Source organism: Streptomyces sp. NPDC037301 (assembly GCF_055602785.1).
This window is the reverse complement of record NZ_JBVJWD010000029.1, coordinates 80,051-105,873: the sequence shown is the minus strand read 5'-3', so window position 1 is coordinate 105,873 and position 25,823 is coordinate 80,051. Positions and strand designations below refer to the sequence as shown.

Annotated in this window: 17 protein-coding genes, 1 pseudogene and 1 CRISPR repeat array; of the genes and pseudogenes, 9 read left to right on the top strand and 9 right to left on the bottom strand. The window is 67.5% G+C overall.

Annotation, left to right across the window (positions count from 1 at the left end; translation table 11 throughout):
- Positions 1 to 556: ISAs1 family transposase (locus tag ACZ7IB_RS33770; RefSeq protein ID WP_470917805.1), on the bottom strand; the 556-nt coding region annotated here is incomplete at its 3' end.
- 553 nt (positions 557 to 1,109) lie between these two features.
- Between ACZ7IB_RS33770 and ACZ7IB_RS33765 the strand changes: the two genes are divergently transcribed.
- Positions 1,110 to 1,904, top strand: coding sequence for an IS5 family transposase (locus tag ACZ7IB_RS33765; RefSeq protein ID WP_470917803.1), 795 nt, complete (start codon positions 1,110 to 1,112; stop codon positions 1,902 to 1,904).
- Here the strand turns inward: ACZ7IB_RS33765 and ACZ7IB_RS33760 are convergent.
- Positions 1,852 to 2,250, bottom strand: coding sequence for a hypothetical protein (locus tag ACZ7IB_RS33760; protein ID WP_470917801.1), 399 nt, complete (start codon positions 2,248 to 2,250; stop codon positions 1,852 to 1,854). The two genes, ACZ7IB_RS33765 and ACZ7IB_RS33760, sit on opposite strands and share 53 nt — an antisense overlap.
- A gap of 554 nt (positions 2,251 to 2,804) precedes the next feature.
- Between ACZ7IB_RS33760 and ltrA the strand changes: the two genes are divergently transcribed.
- Positions 2,805 to 4,070, top strand: coding sequence for a group II intron reverse transcriptase/maturase (gene ltrA, locus ACZ7IB_RS33755; RefSeq protein ID WP_266795125.1), 1,266 nt, complete (start codon positions 2,805 to 2,807; stop codon positions 4,068 to 4,070).
- Positions 4,071 to 4,323: 253 nt separating this feature from the next.
- On the top strand, positions 4,324 to 5,766 hold the full coding sequence (locus tag ACZ7IB_RS33750) for an NF041680 family putative transposase (RefSeq protein WP_470917815.1): 1,443 nt from the start codon (positions 4,324 to 4,326) through the stop codon (positions 5,764 to 5,766).
- A gap of 81 nt (positions 5,767 to 5,847) precedes the next feature.
- Here ACZ7IB_RS33750 and ACZ7IB_RS33745 read toward each other — a convergent pair.
- Positions 5,848 to 5,943, bottom strand: a pseudogene (locus tag ACZ7IB_RS33745) (transposase family protein); the annotation flags it as partial.
- On the opposite strand from ACZ7IB_RS33745, the gene ACZ7IB_RS33740 reads away from it, so the two are divergent.
- The gene (locus tag ACZ7IB_RS33740; RefSeq protein WP_266798146.1) at positions 5,908 to 6,036 is read left to right on the top strand and encodes a hypothetical protein; all 129 of its coding nucleotides are present in this window, start codon (positions 5,908 to 5,910) and stop codon (positions 6,034 to 6,036) included. The pseudogene ACZ7IB_RS33745 and the gene ACZ7IB_RS33740 overlap by 36 nt on opposite strands.
- A 3,043-nt stretch (positions 6,037 to 9,079) precedes the next feature.
- Positions 9,080 to 9,353: a CRISPR direct-repeat array (repeat unit 29 nt; unit sequence CGGAGCATCTCCGCGTACGCGGAGCGGAC).
- Between the two features lie 16 nt (positions 9,354 to 9,369).
- Here ACZ7IB_RS33740 and cas6e read toward each other — a convergent pair.
- The 6 genes from cas6e to cas3 form a co-directional block, all read right to left on the bottom strand.
- The gene (gene cas6e, locus ACZ7IB_RS33735) at positions 9,370 to 10,122 is read right to left on the bottom strand and encodes a type I-E CRISPR-associated protein Cas6/Cse3/CasE (RefSeq protein WP_470917798.1); all 753 of its coding nucleotides are present in this window, start codon (positions 10,120 to 10,122) and stop codon (positions 9,370 to 9,372) included.
- 11 nt (positions 10,123 to 10,133) lie between these two features.
- Positions 10,134 to 10,913: a type I-E CRISPR-associated protein Cas5/CasD gene (gene cas5e / locus ACZ7IB_RS33730; protein WP_470917796.1), complete on the bottom strand. Its 780-nt coding sequence runs from the start codon at positions 10,911 to 10,913 to the stop codon at positions 10,134 to 10,136.
- On the bottom strand, positions 10,910 to 12,085 hold the full coding sequence (gene cas7e, locus ACZ7IB_RS33725) for a type I-E CRISPR-associated protein Cas7/Cse4/CasC (protein ID WP_470917794.1): 1,176 nt from the start codon (positions 12,083 to 12,085) through the stop codon (positions 10,910 to 10,912). The genes cas5e and cas7e overlap by 4 nt, the downstream gene beginning before the upstream one ends.
- 4 nt (positions 12,086 to 12,089) lie before the next feature.
- Complete coding sequence (gene casB, locus ACZ7IB_RS33720) at positions 12,090 to 12,713, bottom strand: type I-E CRISPR-associated protein Cse2/CasB (RefSeq protein WP_470917793.1); 624 nt, start codon at positions 12,711 to 12,713, stop codon at positions 12,090 to 12,092.
- Positions 12,710 to 14,425: a type I-E CRISPR-associated protein Cse1/CasA gene (gene casA / locus ACZ7IB_RS33715; protein WP_470917791.1), complete on the bottom strand. Its 1,716-nt coding sequence runs from the start codon at positions 14,423 to 14,425 to the stop codon at positions 12,710 to 12,712. Before casA ends, casB begins: the two co-directional genes overlap by 4 nt.
- Before the next feature lie 114 nt (positions 14,426 to 14,539).
- Positions 14,540 to 17,275: a CRISPR-associated helicase Cas3' gene (cas3, locus tag ACZ7IB_RS33710; protein ID WP_470917789.1), complete on the bottom strand. Its 2,736-nt coding sequence runs from the start codon at positions 17,273 to 17,275 to the stop codon at positions 14,540 to 14,542.
- Positions 17,276 to 18,452: 1,177 nt separating this feature from the next.
- On the opposite strand from cas3, the gene ACZ7IB_RS33705 reads away from it, so the two are divergent.
- From ACZ7IB_RS33705 to ACZ7IB_RS33685, 5 genes are all read left to right on the top strand, one after another.
- Positions 18,453 to 19,667, top strand: coding sequence for a Wadjet anti-phage system protein JetD domain-containing protein (locus ACZ7IB_RS33705; protein WP_470917787.1), 1,215 nt, complete (start codon positions 18,453 to 18,455; stop codon positions 19,665 to 19,667).
- Positions 19,664 to 20,935, top strand: coding sequence for a hypothetical protein (locus ACZ7IB_RS33700; protein WP_470917785.1), 1,272 nt, complete (start codon positions 19,664 to 19,666; stop codon positions 20,933 to 20,935). Before ACZ7IB_RS33705 ends, ACZ7IB_RS33700 begins: the two co-directional genes overlap by 4 nt.
- Positions 20,932 to 22,155, top strand: a complete 1,224-nt coding sequence (locus ACZ7IB_RS33695) for a hypothetical protein (protein ID WP_470917783.1) — start codon at positions 20,932 to 20,934, stop codon at positions 22,153 to 22,155. Before ACZ7IB_RS33700 ends, ACZ7IB_RS33695 begins: the two co-directional genes overlap by 4 nt.
- Positions 22,152 to 25,295, top strand: a complete 3,144-nt coding sequence (locus tag ACZ7IB_RS33690; RefSeq protein WP_470917781.1) for a hypothetical protein — start codon at positions 22,152 to 22,154, stop codon at positions 25,293 to 25,295. Before ACZ7IB_RS33695 ends, ACZ7IB_RS33690 begins: the two co-directional genes overlap by 4 nt.
- A gap of 243 nt (positions 25,296 to 25,538) precedes the next feature.
- A complete protein-coding gene (locus ACZ7IB_RS33685; protein ID WP_470917780.1) occupies positions 25,539 to 25,772 on the top strand; it encodes a hypothetical protein in 234 nt (77 codons plus the stop codon).
- Positions 25,773 to 25,823 lie beyond the last annotated feature (51 nt).

Below are 25,823 nucleotides of genomic sequence, written 5' to 3'. Positions count from 1 at the left end.
GCTGGACGGCCTGGCGGGCCCCAGGGAAGAGCAGGTTGTTCACCGTGCAGACCTTGGTCCGGCGGATCTCGCCCCGGCCGTGTCCGGCGTCGCGGGTGCGTGACTGCAGCGGAATCTGCTTCCACGGAAGGGACTTGAGCTGCTTGCGGAGCTTCTTCTGGTTACCTTTCACGATCACGATGTAGTGCGCGTCCCGGCCGAGCAGGTACTGAGCGTGCTCGCGCTGGGTGTGCATCGCGTCGCTGGTCACGACCACGCCCGCCAGGTCGGCGATGGTCTCGAGCAGCGGCTGGAAGCAGGTGATCTCGTTGGTCTTCTCGCCCACGTCGAGCTGGGCCAGGACCAGGCCGCGGACGTGGTCGCATGCGGCGAGCAGGTGGATCTTCCGCCCCCTGGACCTGGCCGCTCCGCGCAGGCTCTTGCCGTCGACCGCCAGACCGCGCAATTGACCGTCGGTGCCGGTGCGCCGGTCGGCCAGCCAGTGACCCACCGCCTGGTCCAACGCGTCGCCGTCGATGCGGCCCAGCAGCCGCCGTACCGTCGTTTCCGCAGGCATTGCGTCCTGAACGCGAGAAGGAGTTGGTAGTAGGACAGCTTCCAATAGCGATGCTGTGCGAAAGATGAAGGATTTGTGGCCCTTCGGAGTCGCCCTGTGGGGGGAGGCTTCAAACCGCCTCATGCTGCGTTGGCTGAAGACCGTCGTGGTGAGCGATGAGGAAAAGGCGTCGTAAGAGGCGTCAGGTGGGGACCGGGAAGACGAACGTAAGTGAATCGCTGCTGACGTGTCGCAAGGAAAACAGACGACATCAAAACCGGGGTGTTACCTGAACTCTGGGATGACAAGCCGTTTCTCAACCGGTGTTGGAACGTGCGGGTCGAACAGGGTTCCTGGTCGGGTGATCTTTTGGTGGGCGGGGCATGAAGGCAGGGCCTCTTGGTAGCTCGGGGGTGCGATCCCATCCGAGCGGTTCCAGGAGGCCCTGTTGTCGCAGTTGTACGCGCCCGACCCCGTTGCCTTCAACTCGTCCCCTCCATCGTGTGATTGCCTCGCGCACGTGTACGGGAACGCGGCTGATCACCCTGATCGGGTGCGCCGGTATCCCTCGGACATGACGGATGCGGAGTGGGCGGCGGTGCGTCCGTTGCTGCCGGCTCCGGCCTGGATGGAGGGCAAGGGCGGGCAGCCCGAGGGCTACTGCCACCGCTGGATGATCGACGCGATCCGCTACCTGGTCGCGGGCGGGATTTCCTGGCGTGCGATGCCCGCGGACTTCCCGGCCTGGGGCCGGGTCTATGCCTTCTTCCGCCGGTGGCGGGAGCACGGGCTGGTCGCGGAGTTCCACGACCGGCTGCGCGGGAGAGTCCGTGAGCGCGAGGGCCGGGAGGCGGAGCCTTCGGCGGGGATCATCGACGCGCAGTCGGTGCGGGCCTCCGCCTCGGTGCCGGTTTCCTCGAGCGGGTACGACGGCGGGAAGAAGGTGCCGGGCCGCAAACGGCACATCGTGACCGACACGCTCGGCCTGCTGCTGGTCGTCGCGGTGACGGCCGCGAACATGGGAGACCGGGATGCGGCCGTGCCACTGCTGGAGCGGCTGCGGTCACTGCACCGGGAGATCACCCTGGTCTGGGCCGACGGCGGTTACACCGGCGGCCTTGTCTCCTGGTGCCGTCAGGAACTCGCGCTCACTCTGGAGGTCGTCAAACGCACCGACGCCATGGAAGGCTTCGTGGTGCTGCCCCGCAGGTGGGTGGTGGAGCGCACGTTCGCGTGGCTGATGCATTCGCGCCGTCTGGCCCGTGACTACGAAACCCTGACCGCCACCAGCGAGGCCATGATCCAGTGGTCGATGATCACGCGGATGAGCCGCCGCCTGGCCCGGCCACGGGCCCGCGGACGGCGCTGAACATCCCCGACGCCTCCTGGACCAGCCACCCGCGCTCCGCCGGTCGCCTCGCCTTCGACCGCACGCCCTCCACCTTCGCCGGCGTCGGCTCCAGCCCCAGCACCACCGCAATTTCCTTGGCCTTCACCGGCTCCCGACCCGGCCGGTCCGCCAGCATGCCCAGGATCCGCTGGTAGTCCGGCGAGAGAGCCGTCGCCGGCAGACCTTCCCGCCAGGACGGCACTGTCGTTCCCGGCAACGGCGCGGAAGCGGGCACTGATTCCGCTTCCGTCTCCGCCTCGGTCAGGGCGGTGGTCCCGGCAGCGGACACGGCCAGGGCCTCGACGAGTTCCTCCCGCGCGATCACCCGCCGGTCCAGCTCGATCTCTCCAGCCTCCAGCCTCCAGCGCCGCAGCCGCCCGGGCCGCCGCCTCCCGCAGATCCTCGACCCGCTCGCGAGCAGCCGATTCCCGCGCCTCCAGCAACCCCGGAATCGACGCCACCGCACACCCCTCACCGAACCAGCGGAACAGAACGTCGGGACTCTCCCTCACTCCGACCGAAACAATGCCTGACCAGCGGAAATCAAACGATCACGTTCGGTTGAGATACGGCTTCTGAGCCTGGCGGGTGCCCGCTTATTGGCCAGGCGGTGTCCGGCATGCAGGCGACGTGAGCCCGGTCTGCGGCTTTCGCACGGAACAGGAGAAGGCGCGCTCTGGTGCTGCCCGCCGCACTGCGGCGGCGAGAGGGAGTGCCCCGAGCAGACGCAACTGTGAGGGGTTGAGTACCGAGGCAGAGCACGCCGGCGGACCGGCTCGTAGTAGCGCTGAGGCCCCTGTAATGGGGGCGGAGCGAAGGGGTCGGGTCGTTCGTGGCTGAGTTGATCACATCAACCGGACGGTGTCCGGGAGGAGTGCGATGGGCCAGTTGAAGTCATCGACCAAACCGTTTGATATCTCGAAGTGGGAAGTCAAGGAGGCGTGGGAGGAAGTCAGGGCAAATAAAGGCGCACCAGGCGTGGACGGACGGAGTATTGAAGACTTCGAGAAAGACCTGAAGAGCAACCTTTACAAGGTCTGGAACCGAATGTCGTCGGGCTCCTACTTCCCGCCGCCGGTGCGTGCGGTGGCCATTCCCAAGCCGCATGGTGGGGGCACGAGAATGCTTGGCATTCCCGCTGTCGCCGACCGTGTGGCCCAGACCGTGGTGGCACGGCATCTGATGCGAAGGGTGGAACCTGTTTTCCATCCGGACAGCTACGGATACCGGCCGGGACGGTCCGCTTTGGACGCAGTGGAACGGTGCCGGGAGCGCTGCTGGAAGCGGAATTGGGTGGTGGAGTTCGACATCGCCCAGTTCTTCGACAGCGTGCCCTGGGACCTGCTGGTCAAGGCGGTGGAAGCGCACACCGACGCCGTCTGGGTGAACTTGTATGTACGGCGGTGGCTCGAAGCGCCGCTCGCCATGCCCGACGGTTCCCTGCTGGAACGGGAACGCGGGACCCCGCAAGGGGCCCCGGTGTCTCCCGTCCTGGCGAACCTGTTCCTGCACTACGCGTTCGATGCCTGGATGGACCGGGAGTTCTCGTCCGTCTGGTTCGAACGCTATGCGGACGACGCGGTGCTGCACTGCGTCACCGAGCGCCAGGCCCGCCAGGTGCTGGCCGCGCTCGCGGACAGGATGGCCGAGGTCGGGTTGCGCCTGCACCCGGCCAAGACCCGGATCGTCTACTGCAAGGACGGATTGCGCCCGGGCTCCTACGAGCACACGGCGTTCACCTTCCTCGGGTACACGTTCCGCGCCAGGAAGAACCGGAGTCGGCACGGGAACCTCTTCCTGTCCTTCGAACCGGCGATCAGCAAGGACGCCCTGAAGAAGATCAGCAGGGAGGTGCGGGGCTGGCACCTTCACACCCGCACCGATCTGACCTTCCAGGAGCTCGCTCGCAGGGTAAATCCCAAGGTTGCGGGCTGGATCAACTACTACGGCCGGTTCCGGCCCTGGGAGCTGATCCCTCTTTTGGCGCGCATCAACACCTACCTGTTGCGCTGGATCCGCAAGAAGTACAAACGGCTCGCGGCCAAGCGGAAGGCGCTTGCGAAGTTGCAGGAGATCGCTCGGCGATACCCCCGCATGTTCGCGCACTGGCGCCTCTCTCCGTCCCAGAGTGCCGTGTTGGTCTGACGATCAGGACGACAAGAGCCGTGTAACGGGAGACTGTTAAGCACGGTTCTGTGAGGGCCGGGGGGTGAGATTCCCCCCGGCTACTCGGCGGCACCGCTTCGGGAACAGCGGATCAGCTTGTTCTTTATCTACCGGCCTCGAACGGTGTCTCGAACTGAGTCGCTCACCTGGGGATTCTCCGGACGCAGGGGCGGCCTTCGTCTGATCATGTGCTCCGACCAAGGTGCACGTGACCAAGACGAAGGCCGTGAGGGTGAGTCTGCTGCCTGATGCTGTCCGGAGGGAAGCGTTCGCGGAGGCGTCACGCTTCCGGGGCGAGTTCTACGAGTGTCTGACCGCTCGGCGCGATGAGTTGTTCGAGCTGGCGGACGCGGTGCTGTGTGCGGACGGTGCGGTGAGGTCCCCGGTGGACCTGACATTGCTGCCCGAGCATCGTCGTGGGCACGGCGCGATGTACGGCGGCCTGAACCACGGCCGGCTCGACACCGGCCGGCTGCGGACAGTGCTGGCCGGGCTGCCACTGCCGCGTTTCGATGGCGGGCGCTTGGTCCTGGCGGTCGACGTGTCGCCCTGGCTTCGTTCGGACGCACCGTGCTCGGCGGAGCGCCTGTTCTGCCACGTCTACGGCCGGGCGAAGACGGCATCGCAGTTCATTCCGGGCTGGCCCTACTCCTTCGTGGCCGTGCTGGAGCCGGGCGCCACGTCCTGGACCGCGATTCTGGACGCGGTGCGGCTCGGCCCGGCGGACGACGCGACCGCGATCACCGCCGCCCAGCTGCGGAGTGTCGTGGAGCGGCTGATTGCCTCGGGGCAGTGGCAGACCGGGGACCCGCATATCGTGATCGTCAGCGACGCCGGTTATGACGTCACCCGCCTGGCGTGGGTCCTGCGTGACCTGCCCGTCGAGCTGGTCGGCAGGGTCCGGTCCGACCGCGTCATGCGGCTGCCGAAGCCGCCCCGCCAGCCGGGGACGAACGGCCGGCCGCCCAAGCACGGCCCGGAGTTCCGTTTCACCAAGCCGGAGACCTGGCCCGAGCCCGCGATCACCACGGTCACGGACACGACCAACTACGGCAAGGCCGAAACGCAGGCGTGGGACCGGGTCCACCCCCGGCTCACCCACCGCTCCTCGTGGCTCGACCACGACGGTGAACTCCCCTTGGTCGAGGGCACGTTGATCCGCCTGAAGGTCGAGCATCTGTCGAAGGACCGGGACGCTCCGCCGGTGTGGTTATGGTCCTCGAAGGCCGGTGCCACCCCGGACGATGTGGACCGTTTTTGGCAGGCTTTTCTCCGCCGCTTCGATCTGGAGCACACCTTCCGCTTCGCGAAGCAGACCCTCGGCTGGACCACCCCGAAACTCCGTACCCCGCAGGCAGCGGACCGCTGGACCTGGATCCTGATCGTCGCTCACACCCAGCTCCGGCTCGCCCGGCCTCTCGCCGCGGACCTTCGCCGGCCCTGGGAGAAACCCACCGCCTCCAGCCGGCTCACCCCGGCCCGGGTCCGCCGGGGGTTCCGGAACATCCGCGCTCACCTCACCTGCCCGACCCGTGTTCCCAAACCCCGCGGCACCGGCCCCGGACGACCACCCGGCGCCAAGAACAAACACCGGGCACCCCGCTACGACGTCGGCAAGACCGTCAAACGCCCCGAGACACTCAAGGCCATCGGCAAGCCTGGAAGATCCTGGTAGATAAAGAACAAGATCAGGTCGTATGCCAAGGTGTTCCAGGACAGAGGGCGGAGCGTCAGCGATCCACTCGCCGACTGCGAGCAGGGAGGTTGCTCCGGCCAAAACCGCGCACGCGGTCAGCGCGAGCACGACGACCAGAGCATGCCGTACACCGCGCGGATCTCGCGGGTCGGGCACCTCGTGCAGTCGCTCCAGCAGGCCCGGGATCTCCCCGGGAACGGCCTGGGGCTGCTGGCGGAGTTGGTCAAAGGCAGGCGGGATCGGCAATGATGCGTCGGCAGGCACGGTCTTCCACCCGGATCACAGAGCGTCGAGAACTCCATGATCTTGGAAGTCCGTGCCTGTCACGTTCCCGGAATCCCGCCGAACCGGCAGATCATCACGAACCGGACGTCAAGCGACTACGCCGAAGCCCTGGGAGCGGACCCAGGATCTGTGTGCTGAACTTTTGTCCGGTACGGAACATCTCCACATACGCGGAGCGGGCATAACCAGGTTGGTCGAGTCCACGATCCCGGTCGGAGCATCTCCACGTACGCGGAGCGAACACGGGGGTGATGGTCTTCGACAACCTTATGGACGGAGCACCTCCGCGTACGCGAAGCTGACGCGATGACGAAAGCGAGCAGGCTCGCAATGGTCGGAGCATCTCCTCTTATGGGGAGCTGACTCGACCAGCTCGGCCCGTACGGGCTCACGCTTCGGGGCATCTCCGCGTACGCGGAGCGGACCTGCGCCTGTACACGGGCCAGGAGAAGACCGGCGGTGCACCTCCGCGTACGCGGAGCGGACGGCGGCGTCCGTCCAACCGATGTAGGTCGCCCCCACGGAGTATCTCCGCGTGCGCGGAGCAAACCCGACGGAAGAGCAGGCGGAGGAGGGCTACGACGGAACATTTCCGCGTGCGCGGAGCGGACATCCGGGTCAGCCCGAAGGTGTAGTTCGTCTGCGGAGCATCTCCGCGTACGCGGAGCGAACCGGTGGCCGCGCGAGCGCGGTCGAGCTGGCCCACGGAATATCTCCGCGTACGCGGAGCGGATCCGACCCGAATCAACTGCCAGGCCGGTTTGATCGGAACATCTCCGCGTACGCGGAGCGGGCGAGTTCGCCTCGCAGGTTGCCGCGCTCTGCCACGGAGCATCTTCGCGTAGGCGGAGCGAACCTGAACCGCTACCGCGTGCGGCTGCCGTTCATCGGAACATCTGCGCGTACGCGCAGCGAACCCGGCCTTCGTGGCGCGCCGCCGCCAGTACGCCGGAACACCTCCGCGTACGCGGAACCAACGAGGAGATCCTCTGGCTGCGCTACCCGCACCCTGGAACACCTCCGCGTATGCGGAGCGAACAGCGGCGTCCAACCGATGTAGGTAGCACCCCACGAAACATGTCCGCGTACGCGGAGCCAACCTCCAGGGCGGCGACTCGGACGCCTGGTACGGAACACCTCCGCGTACGCCAAAGTCGGGCCGTGCCCCCGGCCTTCCTCGGAGCATATCCGCGTATGCGGAGCGGACTCGGGACGGCCCATTGACGCACGCGGATGGCTGAGATCATCTCTGCGTACGCGGAGCGGACCTCGGGTTCCCGTGCCCACCACACTGGTACGCCGGAGCATTTCCGCGGGCGCGGAGCGAACTCAAACACATTCTTTTCCCCGGTGATCGGGTTCGGAGCACTTCCGCGTGTGCGGAGCGGACCGCGCCAGCACCTTGGATGTGCTGGACCATCCCGGAACAACTCCGCGTACGCAGAGCGGACTAAACGTTCTCGATGATGAACCGGACCGGCTTCGGAGCATCTCCACGCACGCGGAGCGGACCGTTTGATCTCGTCGAAGTTGAACTTCACGAACGAAGCATCTCCATGTAGGCGGAGCGGACTGGGCTACCGGACTGGAGCAGCAGGCGCAGGGCGGAACATCTCCGCGTACGCGGAGCGGGCGACGGGACGGCCCGTTGACGCACGCGGATGGCGGGGAGCATCTCCGCGTACGCGGAGCGAACAGTCGCGCACGGTCCTCAACCGTGGCACCCCACGGAACATCTCCGCGTACGCGGAGCGAACCAGCTCCAGTCGAGCGTTCCGGACCAGGCATTCGGAGCACCTCCGCGTACGCGGAGCGAACATTGGGACGAGCATCGCGACAGGCATCACCATCGGAACATCTCCGTGACCGCGAAGCGAACCAGCACGTGGCCATCCGCGCCATGATCTACGACGGAGCACCTCCGCGTACGCTGGCAGCAAGGCCACGATGGCGCGGGGGCCCGGAACACCTCCGCGTTCGCGGAGCGAACTCCCCGGCCCTGGAGTACGTCCAGGAGACCATCGGAACATCTCCGCCTGGCGGAGCGAAAGTGCGCGCCACGCCTGTCAGGTTCCGGAACATCTCCGCGTACGCGGAGAGGACGGCTAGAGCCGCACGGGCATCACCTGGGGTCACGGAACATTTCCGCGTACGCGGAGCAGACGTAATCGGGGACAAGACGAAGTCCTCGCATCGCGGAGCATCTCCCCGTACGCGGAGCGGACCGGCCGGGAGAAGGAAGCTGCGGGCCGTACGAGCGGAACATTCTTGCGTACGCGGAGCGGACCCCCGCAGCGCAGCAGTCATCTCGTTGATGTACGGAACATCTCCGCCACGCGGAGCGGAAGAGGGCTTTCCGTCGCTGGAGGAAGCACGCGCCGGAGCATCTCCGCGTACGCGGAGCGAACAACCCCGCCGGCGGGATGCGCACCGAGGGCGGACATCAGGACGAGCATCGCGACAGGCATCACCATGGGAACACCTCCGATGCGGAGCGGACGGGTGGTACGAGCTGCCCTTAGCGACCGTCATTCGAATATATCCGCCGACGCGGAGCGGACTCTTGTCGGAGGAAGCGCCCGTCACCTTGTCCGGAGCATCTCCGCGTACGCGGAGCGGACCTGGACCAGCGCAGCAGGATGACCTCGCCCTCCGGAGCATTTCCGCGTACGCGGAGCGGACAAGGCGCGCGCCTCCATGATCGAATCGATCTGCGGAGCATCTCCGCGTGCGCGGAGCGGACCCGAGTTCCCGTTCCCACCCCACTGGGTACGCCGGAGCATCTCCGCGTACGCGGAGCAGACGAGATGGCCTGACCGATGCCGCCGCCGGCCGTTGGAGCATCTCCGTGCACTCGGAGCGGACTGGCGGGTGATCAGCACCCAGTGCACGACCGTCGAAACATCTCCGCGTACGCGGAGCGGACCCCTGGTGGCCGCTGTCCATCTTGGCCTTGAACGGAACAACGGAGCGGACTTCTGATATCTGACCTCTCACGTTGGGGTCATCGGAACACCTCCGCATGTGCGGAGCGGACAGCGACTACCCGGCCGTCGGCGCGCAGGTCTTCGGAGCATCTCCGCGTACGCGGAGCGAACACCCGGGGCCGCATACTGCCGTACCCGGACCACGGAGCATCTCCGCGTACGCGGAGCGGACTCTCTATTACGAGATTGCTGTGCGCACCCGATCGGAGCATCTCCGCGTACGCGGAGCGGACGATCGCGATGCGTCCCCAGAAGTTCGTGGCGGCGGAGCATCTCCGCGTACGCGGAGCGGACCCTTCGCCACCTGCGCCTATCGGATGGCTTTGCCGCTTCTTTGCGTGGGTTCTGGGAGGCGGGCGAGGGTGAGGAGGCCGCAGCCGTAGGCGCGGCCTTGGCCGATGCCGGTGGTGAGGAGGGTGCGGAGTGCGTCGGGGTCGGTGACGTGGAGGGCTCCTTCGTAGGTGGCTGTGGTGAGTGCGACGCGGATGCGTTTGTCCTGGTGGTCGGTTTTAGTGAAGGTGTTCTTGCCGCGGTGGCGTAGCTGGAGTTGCAGAGGGATTGCGCCGTCGGGTCCGAGGTCGTCGGGGTTGCCGGCCGGGGGGATGGTGAAGCCGTTTCGTTCGGCGCGTTCGGTGAGCCAGCGCAGTTGGTTGTGCGTGGTGGTGTGGGGGAGGCGGCGGCCGCGTTGGTTGGGCCCGGGGGAGGCGGTGCGGCGTGTGGGAGAGGCGGTGAGGCGGAAGGCGTAGCGCTGGCCTTTTTGGATGTGGTTGAGGAGAGGGGTGTAGGGCTTCGTTTCCCATTGGGGTGTTTCGGCGGCGGGCCATCCGGCGTCTTCGATGAGCTGGGTGAAGTCGGGGCGGGTGGGCGAGACGGTCCACAGGGTGGGGCGGCGGGTGTCGTCGCTGTCGAGGCGCCAGAGGATTCGGGGTGGTGTTTGGCCAGGTGGGGTGGGGGTTTGGTCGGGGAAGCAGCCCATGATGAGGGCGTGGAGGGCTCGTGGGTTGCCGATGAGTTTGATGGCGCCTTGGCGGCGGGGGTTGATGTAGGCGCGGGTGAGGTACATGGCGGGTCCTGTCAGCCGAGCAGGTCGAAGGGGTCGTGGGCAGCTTTCTGGGTCGACAGGGGCAGGGTGATGTGCCCGTGCCGGACGGGGCGTTCGGTGTACCGGCGCCGGAAGGGAGTGGTCGGCGCGAGCGGCTGGTCGGGCAGGACATCGGTTCCTGCCAGATCTTCGATGACGGTGTCCAGCCTGATGCTGGACTGCCCCCGGGCGTGGTGGCGGGCGATCGTCCGGTCGCTGGCCTGCCAGGGCGTGGTGCGCAGTGCGTCGTCGAGGCAGGTCTGGTGTTGGAGCCCCATGAAAAGGGGTTTGCTGGGCGGGCAGGAGCGGCGGCCGAGGAAGGGAGGAAACCGGGGCCGCTGGAGGGCGTGCGCCGTCGTGGCGAGTGTCTCGGCGTCGCCTTCGAGGTAGGCGGTGAAGACGGCGTCGCTCAGGTAGTGGCGTCGGGTGATCTTGGTGGATTCCTTGACCTGCAGTCGGCCGTTGTCGGCTTTGGGCAGGCGTTGCTGGGCGGGCTCGGTGGGGGCGTGGGAGGCGCCGCTGACGGTGTGGTAGTCCACGAGGAGTTCGCCGGGCTGGTCCGCGCGTACTGCGAGGCGGAGCGGGGCGAGGTCGGCGAGGGTGAGGCCAGTGGTTTCCGAGGCGCTGCAGTCTCGAGGGACGCCGCAGGCGGCTGCCAGGAGCCCGATGACGCCCGACTTGCTTGGGTAGGGGAGGGTGGCGCGGATGGTGTGCCGGCTGTCGATGCCCCAGGACTGCAGTGGGCCGGCGAGCCGCAGGGTCAGGACACTCATGTGGTCGCAGCCTTGGGCAGTGCCGAGGTGATGGCCTTCTGAGCCTCGTCGAGGGCGGTCTTCCACGTAGTGGGTGCAGGCGGGTTCGGGCCGGTGTTGCGTAGCGCGGAGGGGTAGACGGCGGCGGACCAGGCTGGGGTATCGCCCCACTGTTTGTCTGCGTCGTGGATGTGCGTGAACAGGGCCTCGGCGGAGGCGGTGAGGTAGCCGTCGGAGCTGCGGGCGATGGGGCGTTCGAAGGCGTCGACGTGGCTGACGGGGCGGTCTTCGCGCAGGCTGAGGACGATGACTTCGGGGCGGGTGTGGTGGGCGAAGGTGTTGGCCTTGCCGGTGGGCATGCTGGAGGTGAAGGCGCGTACGAAGCCGAGGGCGGACTTCACGGTGCTGTCGTGGTCGTTGTCGAGGTTGGCGTGCAGGGTGCGCAGGTCGAGGGTGGCGTAGCGGTAGAGGGTCGCGGAGTTGAACTCCAGGGACCCGATCATGCCGGCGCCTCTGTTGTCCTCCTTCTGCAAGTCGTCGACGGCGGTGAAGTAGTCGAACTCGGTGATCGCTTCGTGGGTGGAGATGGCGTGCGCGACCTGGCAGCCGGCGTCCACTCCGGTGTCCGGCGAATTGGCGACCATCCGGCCGAAGAGTGCCACCGCCCCCGGGTGGGCTGACACGCCGAGGTCCTTCAGACCCAGCGAACCCACGATGTCCGCGATCGCCTTGTCGGTTTTCGCGGCGGCGAGCGCGTCGGCCTTGGTGGTCAGGGCGTTGACGACGGTGCTGATCTGGGTGCGGCCAAGGAAGAGGAGGTATTCGGTGACGGGCCGGTCTTCGGCCGGTGCGCCGGTGGAGTCCTTCTTCGTGGAGGGTTTCTTCGCGGCGACTTTGAACATCGCGAACGCCGCTGCCATGCCGATGGCATCCGCCTTGCCGGCGAGGGCCGGTGTCTTCTGCGCGAGTTCGTCCGCGATCATCTGGGGGAGTTGCCTGGTACGGACGGCGTCCTCCCCGGCCAGTGCTCCGTCTGCCTCGAACGCGGTGCGGGTGGCACGCTTCCACGCCTGTGAGGAGACGCGTGCGCGCCTGACTCCGCCGAAGACGGCAGTCTTGGGGCTGCCGTCCTGGTCCCGGTTGATGTTGGAGGGCGGCACGTTCTGAAGGATGTGGATGTCGAGGAAGGCCATGGCACTACTCCTTGATCGGTTCGGTGGTTGCGTCGGTGGGCTTGTGAGGGGTGCGGTGGAAGTCCATGCCCCAGATGCGCTTGAGGCCCTGCCGCCGGGCGGGGAAGTGCCAGCCCGCGAGGGCGTCGGCCAGCGCGACGTAGTCCAGAGCCACGTTGTAGGTGCGCATGAGCGAGACGAGGAAGCGCACGTGACTGGTCAGCTCGGTCATCGAGTCGGCACCTTGGGCAGCGCGAAAGCGCCTGGACGCACCGTCCTTCGACGGCATTGCGTTCTGCAGCCTGCGGACGGCTGCCCCGAGGGAGATGCCGTCTCGGTGCACCGAGGCGGACTTGGACTGCGCGTGGCATGCGTACAAGGCGAGGGTGTGGTGAACGGCCGCGATGACGTCGTCGCGCTGCCATGAGGGCACGTACTCGGCGAGCGGCGTGTTTTCGTTGCCCTCCAGGACGTAGGAGATGGGCTGGTGCATGTCCAGCTCATCGAGGGGCTCCCTGTTGCGTCCTCGGCGACAGGCGGCGGCAAGTGCCGGGTCCCGGTCGATGGCCCGGAGTTGGGTGACGAGGCGTTTGTGCCATGCAGGTGGCTCGGTGGAGGGCTTCTTGTTGCTGGTCGTGGTCGTGGTCATGGCGTGGGTGGCTCCAGGTCGTCCGGTCCGTCTTCAGAGGCGAAAAGTTCGTGCAGTGCTCTGTGCAGAGCACTGTGGAAATAGATTTCTGCGAGGGACGCGTCCATGACCTGGCCGTCCTCTGTTTCATGGCCATGCCACGCTGACGGGCTGGTGGCGTTCAGGAGCGTGCCGGACCTGGCCCGGATGATGGTCCGGGCCTCGTTCGCCCATAGATCGAGGGTTTGATCGATGTCGGCGTCGCTCTCGGCCAGTGAGGACAGCCACCGTCGGAATGGAGTGTCCAGGGCGGCGTACGCGGTCTCTCGGGCGCGCTCCCGGTGCCCGGCCAGCAGGCCCTCCTCGGAAGGGCGGCACCCTGAGGCAACTGCCAGGTTCTCCGCCAGCTTCGCGAGCGCGTGCACAGCAGCGGCGGTAGCCCTGACCGCGTCGAGCACGGCGTGGCGCCAGTCCTCATTTTGGGCGGAAAGAACGATCACGGGCAGAGGGAGCACGTCCCCGTAAGCCTCGTTGATCACCGCACTCTGGTTGCCGTACTCGAAGCCGACCGCGAGAACGTTCAGAGGCATGCCTTTCAGGGCTGTCATGCGTGCTCTGCTGCCCAGTTGAGATAGCACCGCAGGGCCCTGGAACGTCGGCGCGTCCCGGACTGCTGATGCGGTGGTCGGTTCCGCGCGTGCCAGAAGTGGGCCCAGCCCACGCCACAATTGCCGCTCAACTTGGTGGCGCACGGGCCAGTACACCAAGGGGAAGCTGCGCTTCTTCTCCAGGTTCGAGCTGCGCTTCCACGCCGAATGCGGTTCACTGCGCATCCACGCTCGAAGGTCCTGACCGGTCTCCAATGAGAGCCGGTCCCCAGCACAGACCACGACCTGCCACACCACGATCTGCCCCGGCGCCTCCGGGTCGGGTTTGGGGATCAGACGGATGCGGCGTGCAGGCCAGGTGAACAGCTCGAGCCGTCCTTGCGGCGCCCGCTCCGACCACCGTGCCGACAGAGGGGGACGCTCCCACACCGGCAAGTCCGTCCCCCCGCTCTCAGAGCTTGTGAGAGGCAGAAGGTTGCACATCAGGGAATGCCACAGCGTAGGTCCCATGGGCATGACCACGCCGAGCTGGCCGAGCGATCCGACGGGGTTGGACAGGGTCTTACCGTTGACCGCCTGGTCGTCGCCCACGGCTCCGGTCTTGATCGCCGCGGTGTCCCAGGCATGGGCATGCAGCAGCCACCGTGCAGCATGTGCCGGAGACAACGTGGCCGGCCGGTCATCGCGTTCCGCCGAGAACAGCGGCACGTTGTTCCCACTGGCGATATGCGGAAGCAGCAGTGCTGGGGTCTTCGTCTTTCCGTTGAGCGCCTCCAGCCCTCCCACCTGCATGAAAGGCGCCTGCGCGTCGAACAGGCCGAACCTTGACTGGTGCTCACCGAGATACGACTCGATCACCTCGGCGTCGAAGGCCCCGGCCTCCCACCAGGAGACCCACTGCTTCTCACCAGTGGGCCCTTGCAGCGCGCGATGCAGTACAGCCAGCAATAGCCGGATGACCGGCGGAATTTGGGAAGGGGCGTCCAGCGCCAGGCTCCGAATTTCCCCAGCGCGTGTCAGGACGCTGCGCAGGGATACCTCCGCAGAAGTGCCGTCGGTGAAGACGACCGGGATCCAGTCGTCGTCGACCAGGTTGAATTTCATACCGCTCCAGCGCGTAGGCATGACGAATCACCCTGCGTCCAGGCGTCTTTCAAGTGCCTGGCGCGGACTCACATACCTACAGGACCCCACTGACAACGGGCGATGAACTGCAAAAACAGGCTGAGAGGAGACCGATCAGGCGATCCGCAGGCCATCCTGCGAGGAGTAAGTGACCCTCTTGCGCCCCAACTGCAGGGGCTGGCCATCCGCTGGCAGGAGGAGCACTCGGACCGAGCCCAGCCACGCCGATTCCCGCCACGCCTCCAGAGTGAAGGCAGCTGCGCGCGCGGCGTCCGTCAGCTCCTGCGACCACCCGGGCAACCGGATAGCCTGGTCCAGCACCATCTCGACTCCATCTGGATCCGGCAGGCTTCCCAGCGACACCACTGAGACTTCTCCAGCGGAGACGGTCGCGGCCGTGCCTGCAGCGACCCCCTCACGCATCAGGATCACCTCCAACGACGGCTTCCCGAGCCGCACCAGCGCTTGGACCTGCGTCGTGCCGTCATCGTCCTCACCACTGAAGGCGGCATCCCTGTGGAGGTCCGCCAGGGTCTCCACATCGCGCGGACTGGGCAGAGTCACCTGTGTCGCCAGCGTCGCCATCCGGTCACGATCTGCCTCATCCTGGCGCGCCGCATCAGCCAACTGCTCCTGCCAGGATTCCGGTCCCAACCTTTCCTCGCCGTAGACACGGTTGACCAGCTCTGGAATGGCATCTGGCATCTCCAGCACTCCCCGGTCCAGCAATACCGCTGCTGTTCGCCACAACAGGTGATCCCCGTACACGGTGCGCGATCCGGCCGGGACCGAAGGTGGCGCGTCGACGCTCACCCGGTAGCCGGTCACGACGACCCGAGCCTCCGAGAGCAATCTCGGGCGGTTGGCCACCAGATGCCGGTGCATCCGGCCAATGCGCTGGAAGAGCAGGTCAATGGGGCACAGGTCCGTGATGAGCCCGTCGAAAGACACGTCCAAGGACTGTTCGACCACTTGCGTGGCAACTACCACGTGCGGCACAGGCCGCGTCCCGGCTGGCCCGAACCGTTCGATCAGCCTTGTCTCCAGGCGCCGGCGGTCGGCCACCGTATACCGTGCGTGCATCAGCGTGACGGCCTCGTTCCCGAGCACCTCTCGCAGTTGCGATGCCAGCTTCTGCGCACGGTCGACCGTGTTGCGGATGACCAGGAGGCACCCGCCCTCCGACAGCATGCCCGCGGCATAGTCCACGACTGCAGTGGCATCCGGCTCCGGCAGCATCTCCACCTGCAACGCCAGCCCGCGATCCGTCGTCGCGGTAGTGACCTGCGGCCGCGAGCCTGGTCGGCCGCTACCGGGGGCCTCAGCCCATGTCAGGCGCGGATACGCCTCGTCGTTTGCCAGTACCAATCGCCGCCCTGCATACGCATCGAGCAGCTCCTGCCGCTGCCTGGTGGGCAGAGTCGCCGACAGCAACACCACCGGTACACCGCACGCACCGAGCCACTCCAGGACCCTCTTCAGCAGCCCGGACATGTATGCGTCGTAAGCGTGCACTTCGTCCAGGACCACCACCTTCCCCGCCAGACCCAAAATCCGCACCGACACGTAGCGCGACGCGAGGCCCGCCAGCAGCAACTGATCGACCGTGGCCACCACCACCGGGGCCAGCAGCGCCCGATAACGGCCCTGGATCCACTGCGACGCGATCATCCCCGTGCACTCGTCCGCCCCCACAGCACTACTCAAAAGAGCCCGGTAGTCCTCCTGCTGCGCCGCCTTCCCATGCGCTAGTGCCACCGTCGTGTCGGCCCCCTGTCGCTCCAACCACTTCACGACCCGCCCGAACATCTGATTCGCCGTCGCCTGCGTGGGCAGACCGAAGAACACCCCGTTAGCGCCCAGCCGGGCGGCTAGCACTTCCACCGCTGCCAGGGCGCCCTCTGTCTTGCCTTCGCCCATGGGCGCTTCAAGGATCAGGAGCCCGGGACTATCCACCGAGCCGGCGACCGTACAGATCGCCTCCTGTACGGAACGCGGCTCAGCAATGCCGAACCGAGACCGGTAGAGCGCACGCACCGGCAACCGAGCGCTTTCTGGATCCGGCTTCCAAGCTGCCCGCACCCCCATGACCTCACCTGCGCGCTGGACGCGGGAGGCGGAGGTCCTCATATACCCGTCCGGCAAACGGCCTTCATAAGGGAAGAGATCCTCGTTACTGGCCAGCCAGTCCGCCAGCGTCACCGCGCCAGCCTGCACCAACTGGGCCGGCACCGACGGCATACTTTGGCACCACCTGTCCAGAAACAGCTCAGCTCCGCTGCCTTCTACAGCTGCCCTGTGCACGGCATCCTGCGCCGGCAGCCAGGCACCGGTACCCCGCCGCTTAGTCCGGATGCCCTCATCCAGCCAACCCACCCGGGGGAACACCCCATGATGGCCAGCCAGCGTCAAGGCCACGAACTCGGCAGCCTCGGCATCCCACCCCTCGGCGCACAACATGTCGAAGATCAAACGCCCTGACAGCCAACTGTGGGGAAGTGAGCCCCTGACGGACAGATCCACCGTCAGCCCAGCAGCCACCAGTTCCGCTCGCCGCTCGCTATCCAGGCTGGCGAAAGACGGCGTCGCCTTCCCCAGATCATGTAACGCCGCCAGCCACGCCAACCGAACACGAGCCGACTCAACATCCTCGGCAAGGTCCGCACCAAGCAACCGCTGGACCTGAAGCGCGAGAAAGTGATCCCACAACCAACCGCCCGTATGACCGCTGTCCCACACATGCGCGATCAACGAATGCCACAAAGCCCCAGGCGACACATCGGGCGACCAACGACTCCGCCGCCACGTCTTCGCCCACAAGAGCCGATCCGTATCAGAAAATTCCGACATCCTGCCTCCGTATCGCACTCCGATATTCCTACCGAGACCCTCGGACAGCGGGCAACAAGGTCCCCGCGCTGCTGTGTCGACCGTGGCCTCAGACGGGCTGGTCCTCATGACCCATCATGTTGAGTGCGTCGCGATCCTTGAGCCTGCCGAAAAGGGCCGCTGACCTGCGGTTTTATCGGGTGTGCGTGATGTGCCCTATGCGCGTTACGGGCGATATCTTGACGCTGAAATGACGCTCGCGGAGGTATCTCGACGCTCATTTGACGCTCGTCCTGATGGATCGTCAGTTGAGCTGAGGGGCTGGTCAGGTGTCCCGTCGATCTTCGCGGCGGGACAGAAAAACTGAGAATGTTCCGACGTTGAGCCCCGGCCGGCTCCTGCGGTGTGGCGGTGTACTCGCGGTCTGGCGCTGGACCACGCTCCACACGGGCAACTGCCCTGGAAGCGGAGCGCTCTTCCTCGGTCATGGCCTGCTCGAGGGCATCAAGAGTCTCCCGGGCCACCGCTGGCCCGGCAGAGTCGTGGTGCGCGCACGGCCAGCCGAGTCCACACTGACCAGTTCCCGCCCCACCGGTCCCGGGCGGCGGTCCCCGCGATCAGAGCCTCTATCAGGCTATGGATCACTTTCGCCGTGGACCAGGTTTTGGACCGGGAGTAGACGCCGGGCCGCCGTTGTCGCTCCACAGCCGGTTCCGGTCGTCCGTGGCGGAGCGGGCGAACGACTGCGCTCAGTCGCTCAGCACCTGCCCTGGGGGCGTGCGCACTGCACCGGCCACCGCTCCGGACTCCACGTCAGATGTTGCTCAGAATGCGACGACTGCAACCCCTTGCGGGTTCCAGCGATGCAGATCGTGTGAAATTCAGTCACTGACTGTCTACCCTTGGCGTCATATCGTGCGCTGATCACCCTGATCTCCTGGGTGCCGTGGACGATCACTGCAGCTACGGGGAGAAGGATCTTGTGGGGCAGCACACGGGACAGGGAATGCTGTTCGGCGAGGCGTACGGCCGTATTTCGATTGGTGTCGGCGGCCTTCCGGCTGGTGTCAGTGCAGTCACGGTACCTGTCAGGCGGTCCAGAGAGGACCGGCTGCCTCGTGACCGTCGCGGGCGCCTGCGGGTGTACGCCGTCGACCTCGTCCCGGGGTGTCCTGCCGACCTGTTCGAGCCCCCGTCCGTGTTGTCCTCTGCCGACCTGCTGTGGGTGCTCGCGGCGGAGCGCCGCGCGTGGAGCACGGTGGTGGGTCGGTTCAGAGAGGACGCCATGCAGGTGGCGACCGATCTGGTGCGATGCGGCGGTGTAGTGCTGCGCTGCGAGGTGGACGAGTGGGTGGCGCTCGGTGCCCCCACTCAGTGGCGACTGTCCCAGGCGTGGTCACTCCAGGCGGAGGACCGCATCGCCGAGCTTCGCGGCACCCGCGAACCGCGACGCGCCCGCGCCGAGCTCATGGAGGTGATGGAGCCGCTGGAACAGTTGTCTGCGGAGCGCGAACTGCTGGCAGCGGTAGACTCGGCCGCCGGACTCGTGGTGCCCGCAGGCAGCCGGACGGCGGCGAGGGCGTGGTCCGTCTACGAGGCCGCGATTCGAGCAGGTGCTTCCTGGTGGTTCCTCCGGGACCAGGGGGAGGACGAGGTGACCCTCAGGCAGCTTGCGGCGCTCGCGCTGGGTGGCTCCAAACGGTGGACTGCACAGCAGCAGGCAGCGTTTGCGAACCTGGTGGGGTCGGAGTTCGAGGAGGCGGTGCACGAGGAGGACACCGCGCTCCGCGTCAAAGGCCCGCTGTCATGGCACATCGGTTCAGTGGCTGCCGACGCGGCGGTGGCCCAGCCATGGGTCGGTCTTCCCGCCAACAGCCTGCGCCTGCTCGGGAATGCTGTCTGCGATGCCGTGGGCGTGCTGGTGGTGGAAAACTCGGACACCTTCGGAGTGGTCTGCCGCCGTCTGCCGGAACTGACGTCACGTTGGCTCTGTGTGTGGGGCAGCGGGTACGCCACGGACCAGCTCGTGGCGGTCCTCGACTGGCTGTCGCCGCTTCCAGTTGCTGCCTGGTGCGACCTGGACGCCGACGGCATCGCGATTGTCGACAACCTGTCGCGGCGTCTGGGCAGGCCGGTGCACGCCGTGGGGATGCGTGTGGACGAGTGGGAGGCAGGCCCCTACCGACAGCGCCAGAAGCCGGAGGAGGAGAGAGAGCGCGACCGCCTTCTCGCCGCCGAGCTTGCCGAGCGGGTGGACGGTGATCTCCGCGAACTCGCCCTCGCCATCGCCGCGAGCGGGGAGTCCCGGGAGCAGGAGACCCAGTACACCTCGGTCCTCCCCGGTCTCCCGTCGGTCCTGGAGCAGTTCGCTCAGCGGCGTCTGTCCTGGCCCGGCCAGGAGACTGCGCGGTGAGCGAGACTCAGCTCTCCTGGGACGACGCCGAGGATGACGAGGCGATGCTCGCGCCAGCCGACCGGCTCTCCAACTGGCGTGCGTTCGTGGCTCCACTGGCAGCACATCGTGAGGTGGTCGTCAAGGACCCGGACGCGGTGCGACTGGCGAGAGATGTGGTAGCGGTTTTCGCCGAGCACTCCGCCCTCAGCGGGCTCACCCGTGCCCAGTTGCTGGACCTACTTGGCCCGGCGGGACGAGGCTGGCCCGTGCCCGTGGTCGAGTCCCGCCTCGGTCTGCTGATCGACATGAGCTTCCTGGAACCGTACCTGCTCAAGGCCCACCAGGATCGCTACGTCGTGCGCCCGGCCGGTCTCGCAGGCGCCTTCGCGGCCGAACGGCTGTCGCTGTACGGCGGCGTGGACGAGTTGGTCGGACTGCTGGACCGTACCCGCGAACTATTCGAGCTCGCTGATCCCGACCCGGTGAAGGCATTGGAGGCACTGCAGGACTGCCGACACGGTCTGCTGGTGTTCGCGCTCGACCTACAGCGACAGGTGGTGAACGCGACTCTGGGCGAGCTGATCCGCGCTCAGCGGCGGCACGACCGAACCGACTTCCCCGAGCAGGTGGTCGCACTGAACGGCCTGGTCACACGCGCGTTTTCCGGCCACCTGGTGCTCGAAGACGCGGCAACCGCCCTGATCGAGGCTGCTCAGTTCTACCGCCAGGCTCTGCTCGCCGCCGTCGGAAAGATCCTGGACAACGGCGGCGGAAGCCTGAACCTCGACGTGCTCACTCCCGCCGAGTACCACCAGCTCACCCGGACAGCCGGAGTGGAGCAACTGGGCCACTTCGGCGACCGGCTCGTCTCGGACGCTCCGCCGCCGTGGGTTGACGGCCAGGCGATCGTGGACACGGCTGCCGAGTACGCGCCGTCATCACCGCCCAAGGGCCGGCCGACGCCGCCGGAGGCCCGGGGGGACAGCCGGTCGGACCCCTTCGCCGCGCTGGAGGAGGCAGAAGCTCACGAAGCTGTCCGGCGTCAGGTGTTGGTGGAGGACCTGCTGGCGGGACTGACCGAGACTGACGTCACCGCCGTCTTGGAGGACCAGGGCTGGCCCGCTGCCGCGCGCACCCTGGTGGACCTGCTGGCCTGCGACGAAGACCCCGAGGTTCCGGTGCGCGTGGAACTGGCCGTTCCGGTGCGCGTCGACAGCACCGCCACGATCACCTACCTCCACCAGGTGACCCTCCACCTCTCCCCAGGATCGGGAGACGACGGATGACGGACGAGATCGTGCACCGGACAGCCCTGCTGCTCGCAGCCCTCCGGGCTGAGGGCCAGGCCGAGTGTCCGACCGATGCTGCAGTGGTAGAAGGGGCGGCACAGGCCGCCGCACTGGCGGGCAGGACAGTGCTCCAGTTCCACGATGCCGACCACGCGCAAGCGGCGGTGCGCCTCGGATGGCCGGCGGGGAACGCCCCGAACGAGGACCATCTGGGCGGTCAGCTGCCTCCTCCGCTCTCCCGCGTCATCAGACTGGTGTTCGCGATGTGCCTGCGAGCGGCCTGGCCCGACCCGTCGCTCCCGCCATACCCGGGGCACGTCTTCGATGCCGACCTGGTCGCGCAGACCTGTCTTGACCTGGGGGCCCGGGCCGACAGGATCGCGGCCGCACTCGACCGGGTGCTCCCCGGCCACGGCCTGATCGCCGGCACCGGCGCCCAGTCGCACCTGGGCCCGGCGGTGGCTGCGCTACCCGGACCAGTGAAGGCCGCGCTGCGAAGGGGGCACCACCTGCTGCCGCGGCTCGTTTCCGACAGCGACCAACCGCGCGCGGAGGCGCCGGTATCTCCCCCGGCGAACCTGACCGCCCCAGACCAGCCGCCCCCGTCCAGCAGCCTCCAGGTCGCACAGTCCCTGGTCACCGCTCTGGAGACCGCGCACGGCCCTCTCACCGCCCGTGAAGTCGGCGCACTCGCAGATCCCGGTACCAGGGCGCAGGTCGAGGAGATCCTCGCCGGCACGGGGCGCTGTCTGATCCGCACTCCCAGCGGCACCTGGACCACCGGCTACCGCGACGCCGTCGCTGCCGAGTTGAGCGCCGCGGGGGTGGGGACGCTGAGCAGCGCGGAACGTGCCGTCCTGGCGCTGGTCCTAGTGCACACCGTCGCCCTACCGCGTGCGCTGGGACGCCACACGCACGACCAGTGGGAGAGCCGCAGGCAACCGGTCACCGTGACCGAACTGGCCCGCAACCGCGCGTTGGCCCAGACCACCATCCGGCAGGCACTGCGCACCCTCAGCGCTGCCGGGATGGTGGACACTGCGGGCCCCGGCAACTTCGTCCCCGGTCCGGCCCTCCAGCGCTTGAGCCCCGCACGCGTCAGTGCCCTGTGGGAGGACTTGATCATCGCGGGACGCCCGGATGGCCACCTGGCCCGCGCCATCCTCGAACGTCGGGCAGCCGAAGAGTCGGCCCCTACGCACCGGGAGTCACCATGACGGCCGACCCCACAACCGGCACCCCCACCGGGATCATAGGCGCCCGACCGCTGGTCGCCGTCCAGACATTCGGGATCGCACGGTTGACCAGCGACCCGGTCGCGCTCATCCCGGGAACCTTCGTTGCCGTCACCGGCCGTGGACCAAAGGACTCCAACGAATCGGGCAAGACGAGCTTCCTGGCAGCGGTGTCCCTGCTGCTCGGCGATCCGGAGTGGCAGGCCACCGGAAACGGCACCGCCAACACCGCCACGCTGCTGTTCGAACCGATCGTCGCCGGGGCGTCCGCGCAGCTCGTCGGGGCTGCGGACCGAGGCTACGTGGTGGGCCTGTTCGCTGAGGCAGGAGAAACCCGACCGCACACCGTCTGGCTCCAGATCAGCAGCGAAAGGCCGCACCTCCAAGCCCGCCATCAGCCAGGCGTCCACCTGCTGACGGAGGGCGACGACGGCGAACGCCACCGGGCGGCACCGGAGTTCTTCCGGCAGCTCGGCGGCCGTCCGCTCGGTTCCAGCGAGTACGCACAGCACCTGTATGGACGTTCGCCGAAGGTCCTCGCCTACGTCGCCTCGCGCGGTCAGGTGCGGTCACGGCCCTCGCTCCTCAAACTGGAGGCGGCGACATACACGCCGGACCGCATCGGAGAGGCCCTGCTGACGCTCTCGGGCCGGTCGAGCGTCCTGGAGCGCGACGGGCAGCAACGTCGTGAGCTGGCGGACCGCCGGGAGGACTACGATCGTGCGCTCACCCAGCACGACACGGATTTCGCCCGCGAGGACCAGCTCCTCGAAGCCGTGGCGCTGCGCGAAGACCTGCGCGCCAAGCTGAGCAGTGCCCTGGCGGACCAGCGGTCGTGCCTGGCCCGGTGCGTGCTGGACGCCGTCGCACGGCAGCGCAGCGCCGAAGCATTGCTCCCTGCTAACTGCGCGCTCCTGGAGTCGGCCCGCGGCACCCGGGGAACGCTTCGAGGGGAACGCGTCGCCTACGAGGACGTCCGGGCGCTGGAGTCAGCAGTACGTGCCGCCAGCGAGGAGCACCGGCAGGCGCAGGAGGCATGGCTCGCCTGCCAGAGGGACGAACTCACAGCTGAGCGGGGCCTCACCGACGCCGAAGCAGACCTCGTCCGGCTGCGCGAATTGGCGGACCGGCATGCAGGCGAACCCGTAACCGCCTTGACGGCGCGCCTCGCGACCCTGCGCGACGAGAAGGAGGACGCACGAGTCGGCCAGCGCATCGCCGAAGGCGATGCCACCCATGCTGAGCAGGAGCTTGCCAAGGCGACAGAAGGGCAGGCGGGCAGGGTCGGCGAGCTCATTACGGCTCTGGGGCACGCGGGCATCGACGCGGCCGGACTGTACGACCGGACCGAGGTCGACCCCTCCGCACGGGACTTGTGGGAGGCGGTCCTGCACCCGTGGCGGGAGGCCGTCTGTGTACCCCGAAGTGCGCTCAGCGCGGCGGTCGAGACCCTCCGGGACCATCCGGGAGCAGTTCTGGTGGCCTCTTCTGCCGTCGGCATTGCCGGCGGGGACTCCTCTGACAGCCCCGCCCTGCCCGCCGGTATTCTTTCCGCCCCCGACTCCGCCCGCGGCTTCCTTACCGCCCTGTCGAGTCAGGGTGACTGGACAGGCGCACCGCCGCACGCCTCCATGCACGGGCTCGGCGTCCATGTCGTCGGCGCGTTTTCCGAACCGGTGCTGGGCCGTGAAGCGATATGCGCCCACCTGCGCAGTCTGCGGGACGCCGCCCTCAGGAGGATGACCGATCTGAACTCCCTCCTCTCCGGTCTCGCTACGAGGATCGGCGTCACGGAGGCCCAACTCGCCTGCGCCGTAGCCGTCGAGTCCATGCCCGACGCGATCGCGAAGCACCATGTGGTGCTACGCACCCTCACGGCGATCCGCGCCGCCCTGCCTGGTCTCAAGAAACGGACCGACACCGCAGCGGACCTCGTCACCACGGCGAAGGCAGCCGTCGCCGGCCGCGAGCAGCGCATCCTCGCGCTCGACCGGGACATCGCCGACGCGGACAAAGAGATCAAGGAGTTGGAGGAACGTCTCACGGTCCTCACCGGCTCCGCAGGCACCGAGCAGACCGCACGCGCTATCGGCCTGTTTGGCGGCGACGAGGAGACCGCCCGGACAGAGCTGGGATGGCCGGCTATTTGGCTTCCCGAGGACCATGCCGAACTCCTCACCGAAGCCCCTACTCCGTCAACTGCTGTCTCTGCAGGGCAGCCCGCTGAGTTCCGCAGCGCCGCCGATCTCCGTCAGGCTGTCGTCGGCACGATCGACGTCTGCCGTACCGTCCTGCGGGTGGCAGCCCGCACCAAGGGCTACCCCACCCACGCCCTGGCCCGCGCTGCCGAGATGCACGAGGCCGCCCCAGACGTGCGTACCCAGCCCACCCTCCGCGCCCTCGCCGACTGGCTCGACGACACGGCGGACGCCGACGCCGCAGCGGAGTCGGAGATTGCTGCCCTGAGGCAAGCCCGCCAGCGGGAACAGGACTTCATCGCCTCGTCTGTCGACAAGCTTGGCGAGGAGCTGCAGAACACCCAGGCGGTCATCATCCAGCGCGTCAGCATCGCGCTCGACAGCATCGCCACCGCGTTGAACCGGCTCGACCGCGGCTCCCAGGGATTCGGCGCCGATCTCACGTACCGCATCGACCCGCCGGCAGGAGCCGACCACCACTGGCGTTGCTCGGTTACCCCGCGGTGGCGGCGCAACCCCAACGGGCCGCTGCTCTCCTACGACACGGTCACCAACACCGCGCAGGAGAAGCTGTTTTCCATCAACCTCGTACTGGCGGCACTGCTGGCAGCCCCTCATCCCCAGGGACGGGTACTCATCCTGGACGAGCTCGGCGACTCGCTCGGCAAGGAGCATCGCCGGGAGGTGCTCAGCGCCATCAGCAGCGTCGCCACCGAATACGGCATCACCGTCCTCGGCACCTGCCAGGACACCATCCTGAAAGACGCGGCACCGGTCTGCGGAGAGATCCTCTACTTCCATTACCCCTCGAAGTCGGAGTACCTGAACCTCCCCACCCGCATGTATGGGTTCGACGAGGACTCCCTCCGCGTCGAACTGACCGCGGAGCAACTCCTGCGCCACTCTGGCCGAGCCCGCGTGTAGATACACCGGGGCAGTATCGCCGTCAGGCCCCGGAGGCAGCACGGACAGCGGGGCGTTTGGGGCGGGTTCATTCCCCCGGCCGGCGCTGGGCAGACCGGCGGGTGGCCTGGGAATGATCATGGCCAGAGTAGGCGAGAGCTGAGGGGCACAAGCCGCGGAGCGTTCCCCCCTCCTGGCACCACTACAGCCTCCCAGCTCGCACCATTCACGACCTGCCAGGCAATCGGCGCCACCGGCCTCGCCATGAGACGCCCATCGCAGCCGGCCTGGTCGACCGGCAGTTCATCCGCGATAGCCGCGACCAACTCCGGCGCCTTCGCCATCGGCAACCTCTACCGCGCAACCGAGAACCACGTGGCGGCCGCGGCGGTCGACGCCGCGAGGGAAGCGGGCATCCGCTACTTCGACCCTGCATCCCGGTGCCTGGAGGCGGTGATCGGCACGGGCTGGGACGTCCGGGACCTCACCGAACACTGATTCCTGCACCCATCGCGGACTCACGCTCTACAGGTCTAGGCGCAATACCGG

Coding starts and splice junctions, on each gene's coding strand:
- cas3 (WP_470917789.1), bottom strand. CDS start 17,275: ATGTCGGAATTTTCTGATACGGATCGGCTCTTGTGGGCGAAGACGTGG.
- ACZ7IB_RS33690 (WP_470917781.1), top strand. CDS start 22,152: ATGACGGCCGACCCCACAACCGGCACCCCCACCGGGATCATAGGCGCC.
- ACZ7IB_RS33695 (WP_470917783.1), top strand. CDS start 20,932: ATGACGGACGAGATCGTGCACCGGACAGCCCTGCTGCTCGCAGCCCTC.
- ACZ7IB_RS33685 (WP_470917780.1), top strand. CDS start 25,539: ATGAGACGCCCATCGCAGCCGGCCTGGTCGACCGGCAGTTCATCCGCG.
- ltrA (WP_266795125.1), top strand. CDS start 2,805: ATGGGCCAGTTGAAGTCATCGACCAAACCGTTTGATATCTCGAAGTGG.
- casB (WP_470917793.1), bottom strand. CDS start 12,713: ATGACCACGACCACGACCAGCAACAAGAAGCCCTCCACCGAGCCACCT.
- cas6e (WP_470917798.1), bottom strand. CDS start 10,122: ATGTACCTCACCCGCGCCTACATCAACCCCCGCCGCCAAGGCGCCATC.
- cas7e (WP_470917794.1), bottom strand. CDS start 12,085: ATGGCCTTCCTCGACATCCACATCCTTCAGAACGTGCCGCCCTCCAAC.
- casA (WP_470917791.1), bottom strand. CDS start 14,425: ATGCCTACGCGCTGGAGCGGTATGAAATTCAACCTGGTCGACGACGAC.
- ACZ7IB_RS33740 (WP_266798146.1), top strand. CDS start 5,908: ATGCCGTACACCGCGCGGATCTCGCGGGTCGGGCACCTCGTGCAGTCG.
- cas5e (WP_470917796.1), bottom strand. CDS start 10,913: ATGAGTGTCCTGACCCTGCGGCTCGCCGGCCCACTGCAGTCCTGGGGC.
- ACZ7IB_RS33765 (WP_470917803.1), top strand. CDS start 1,110: ATGACGGATGCGGAGTGGGCGGCGGTGCGTCCGTTGCTGCCGGCTCCG.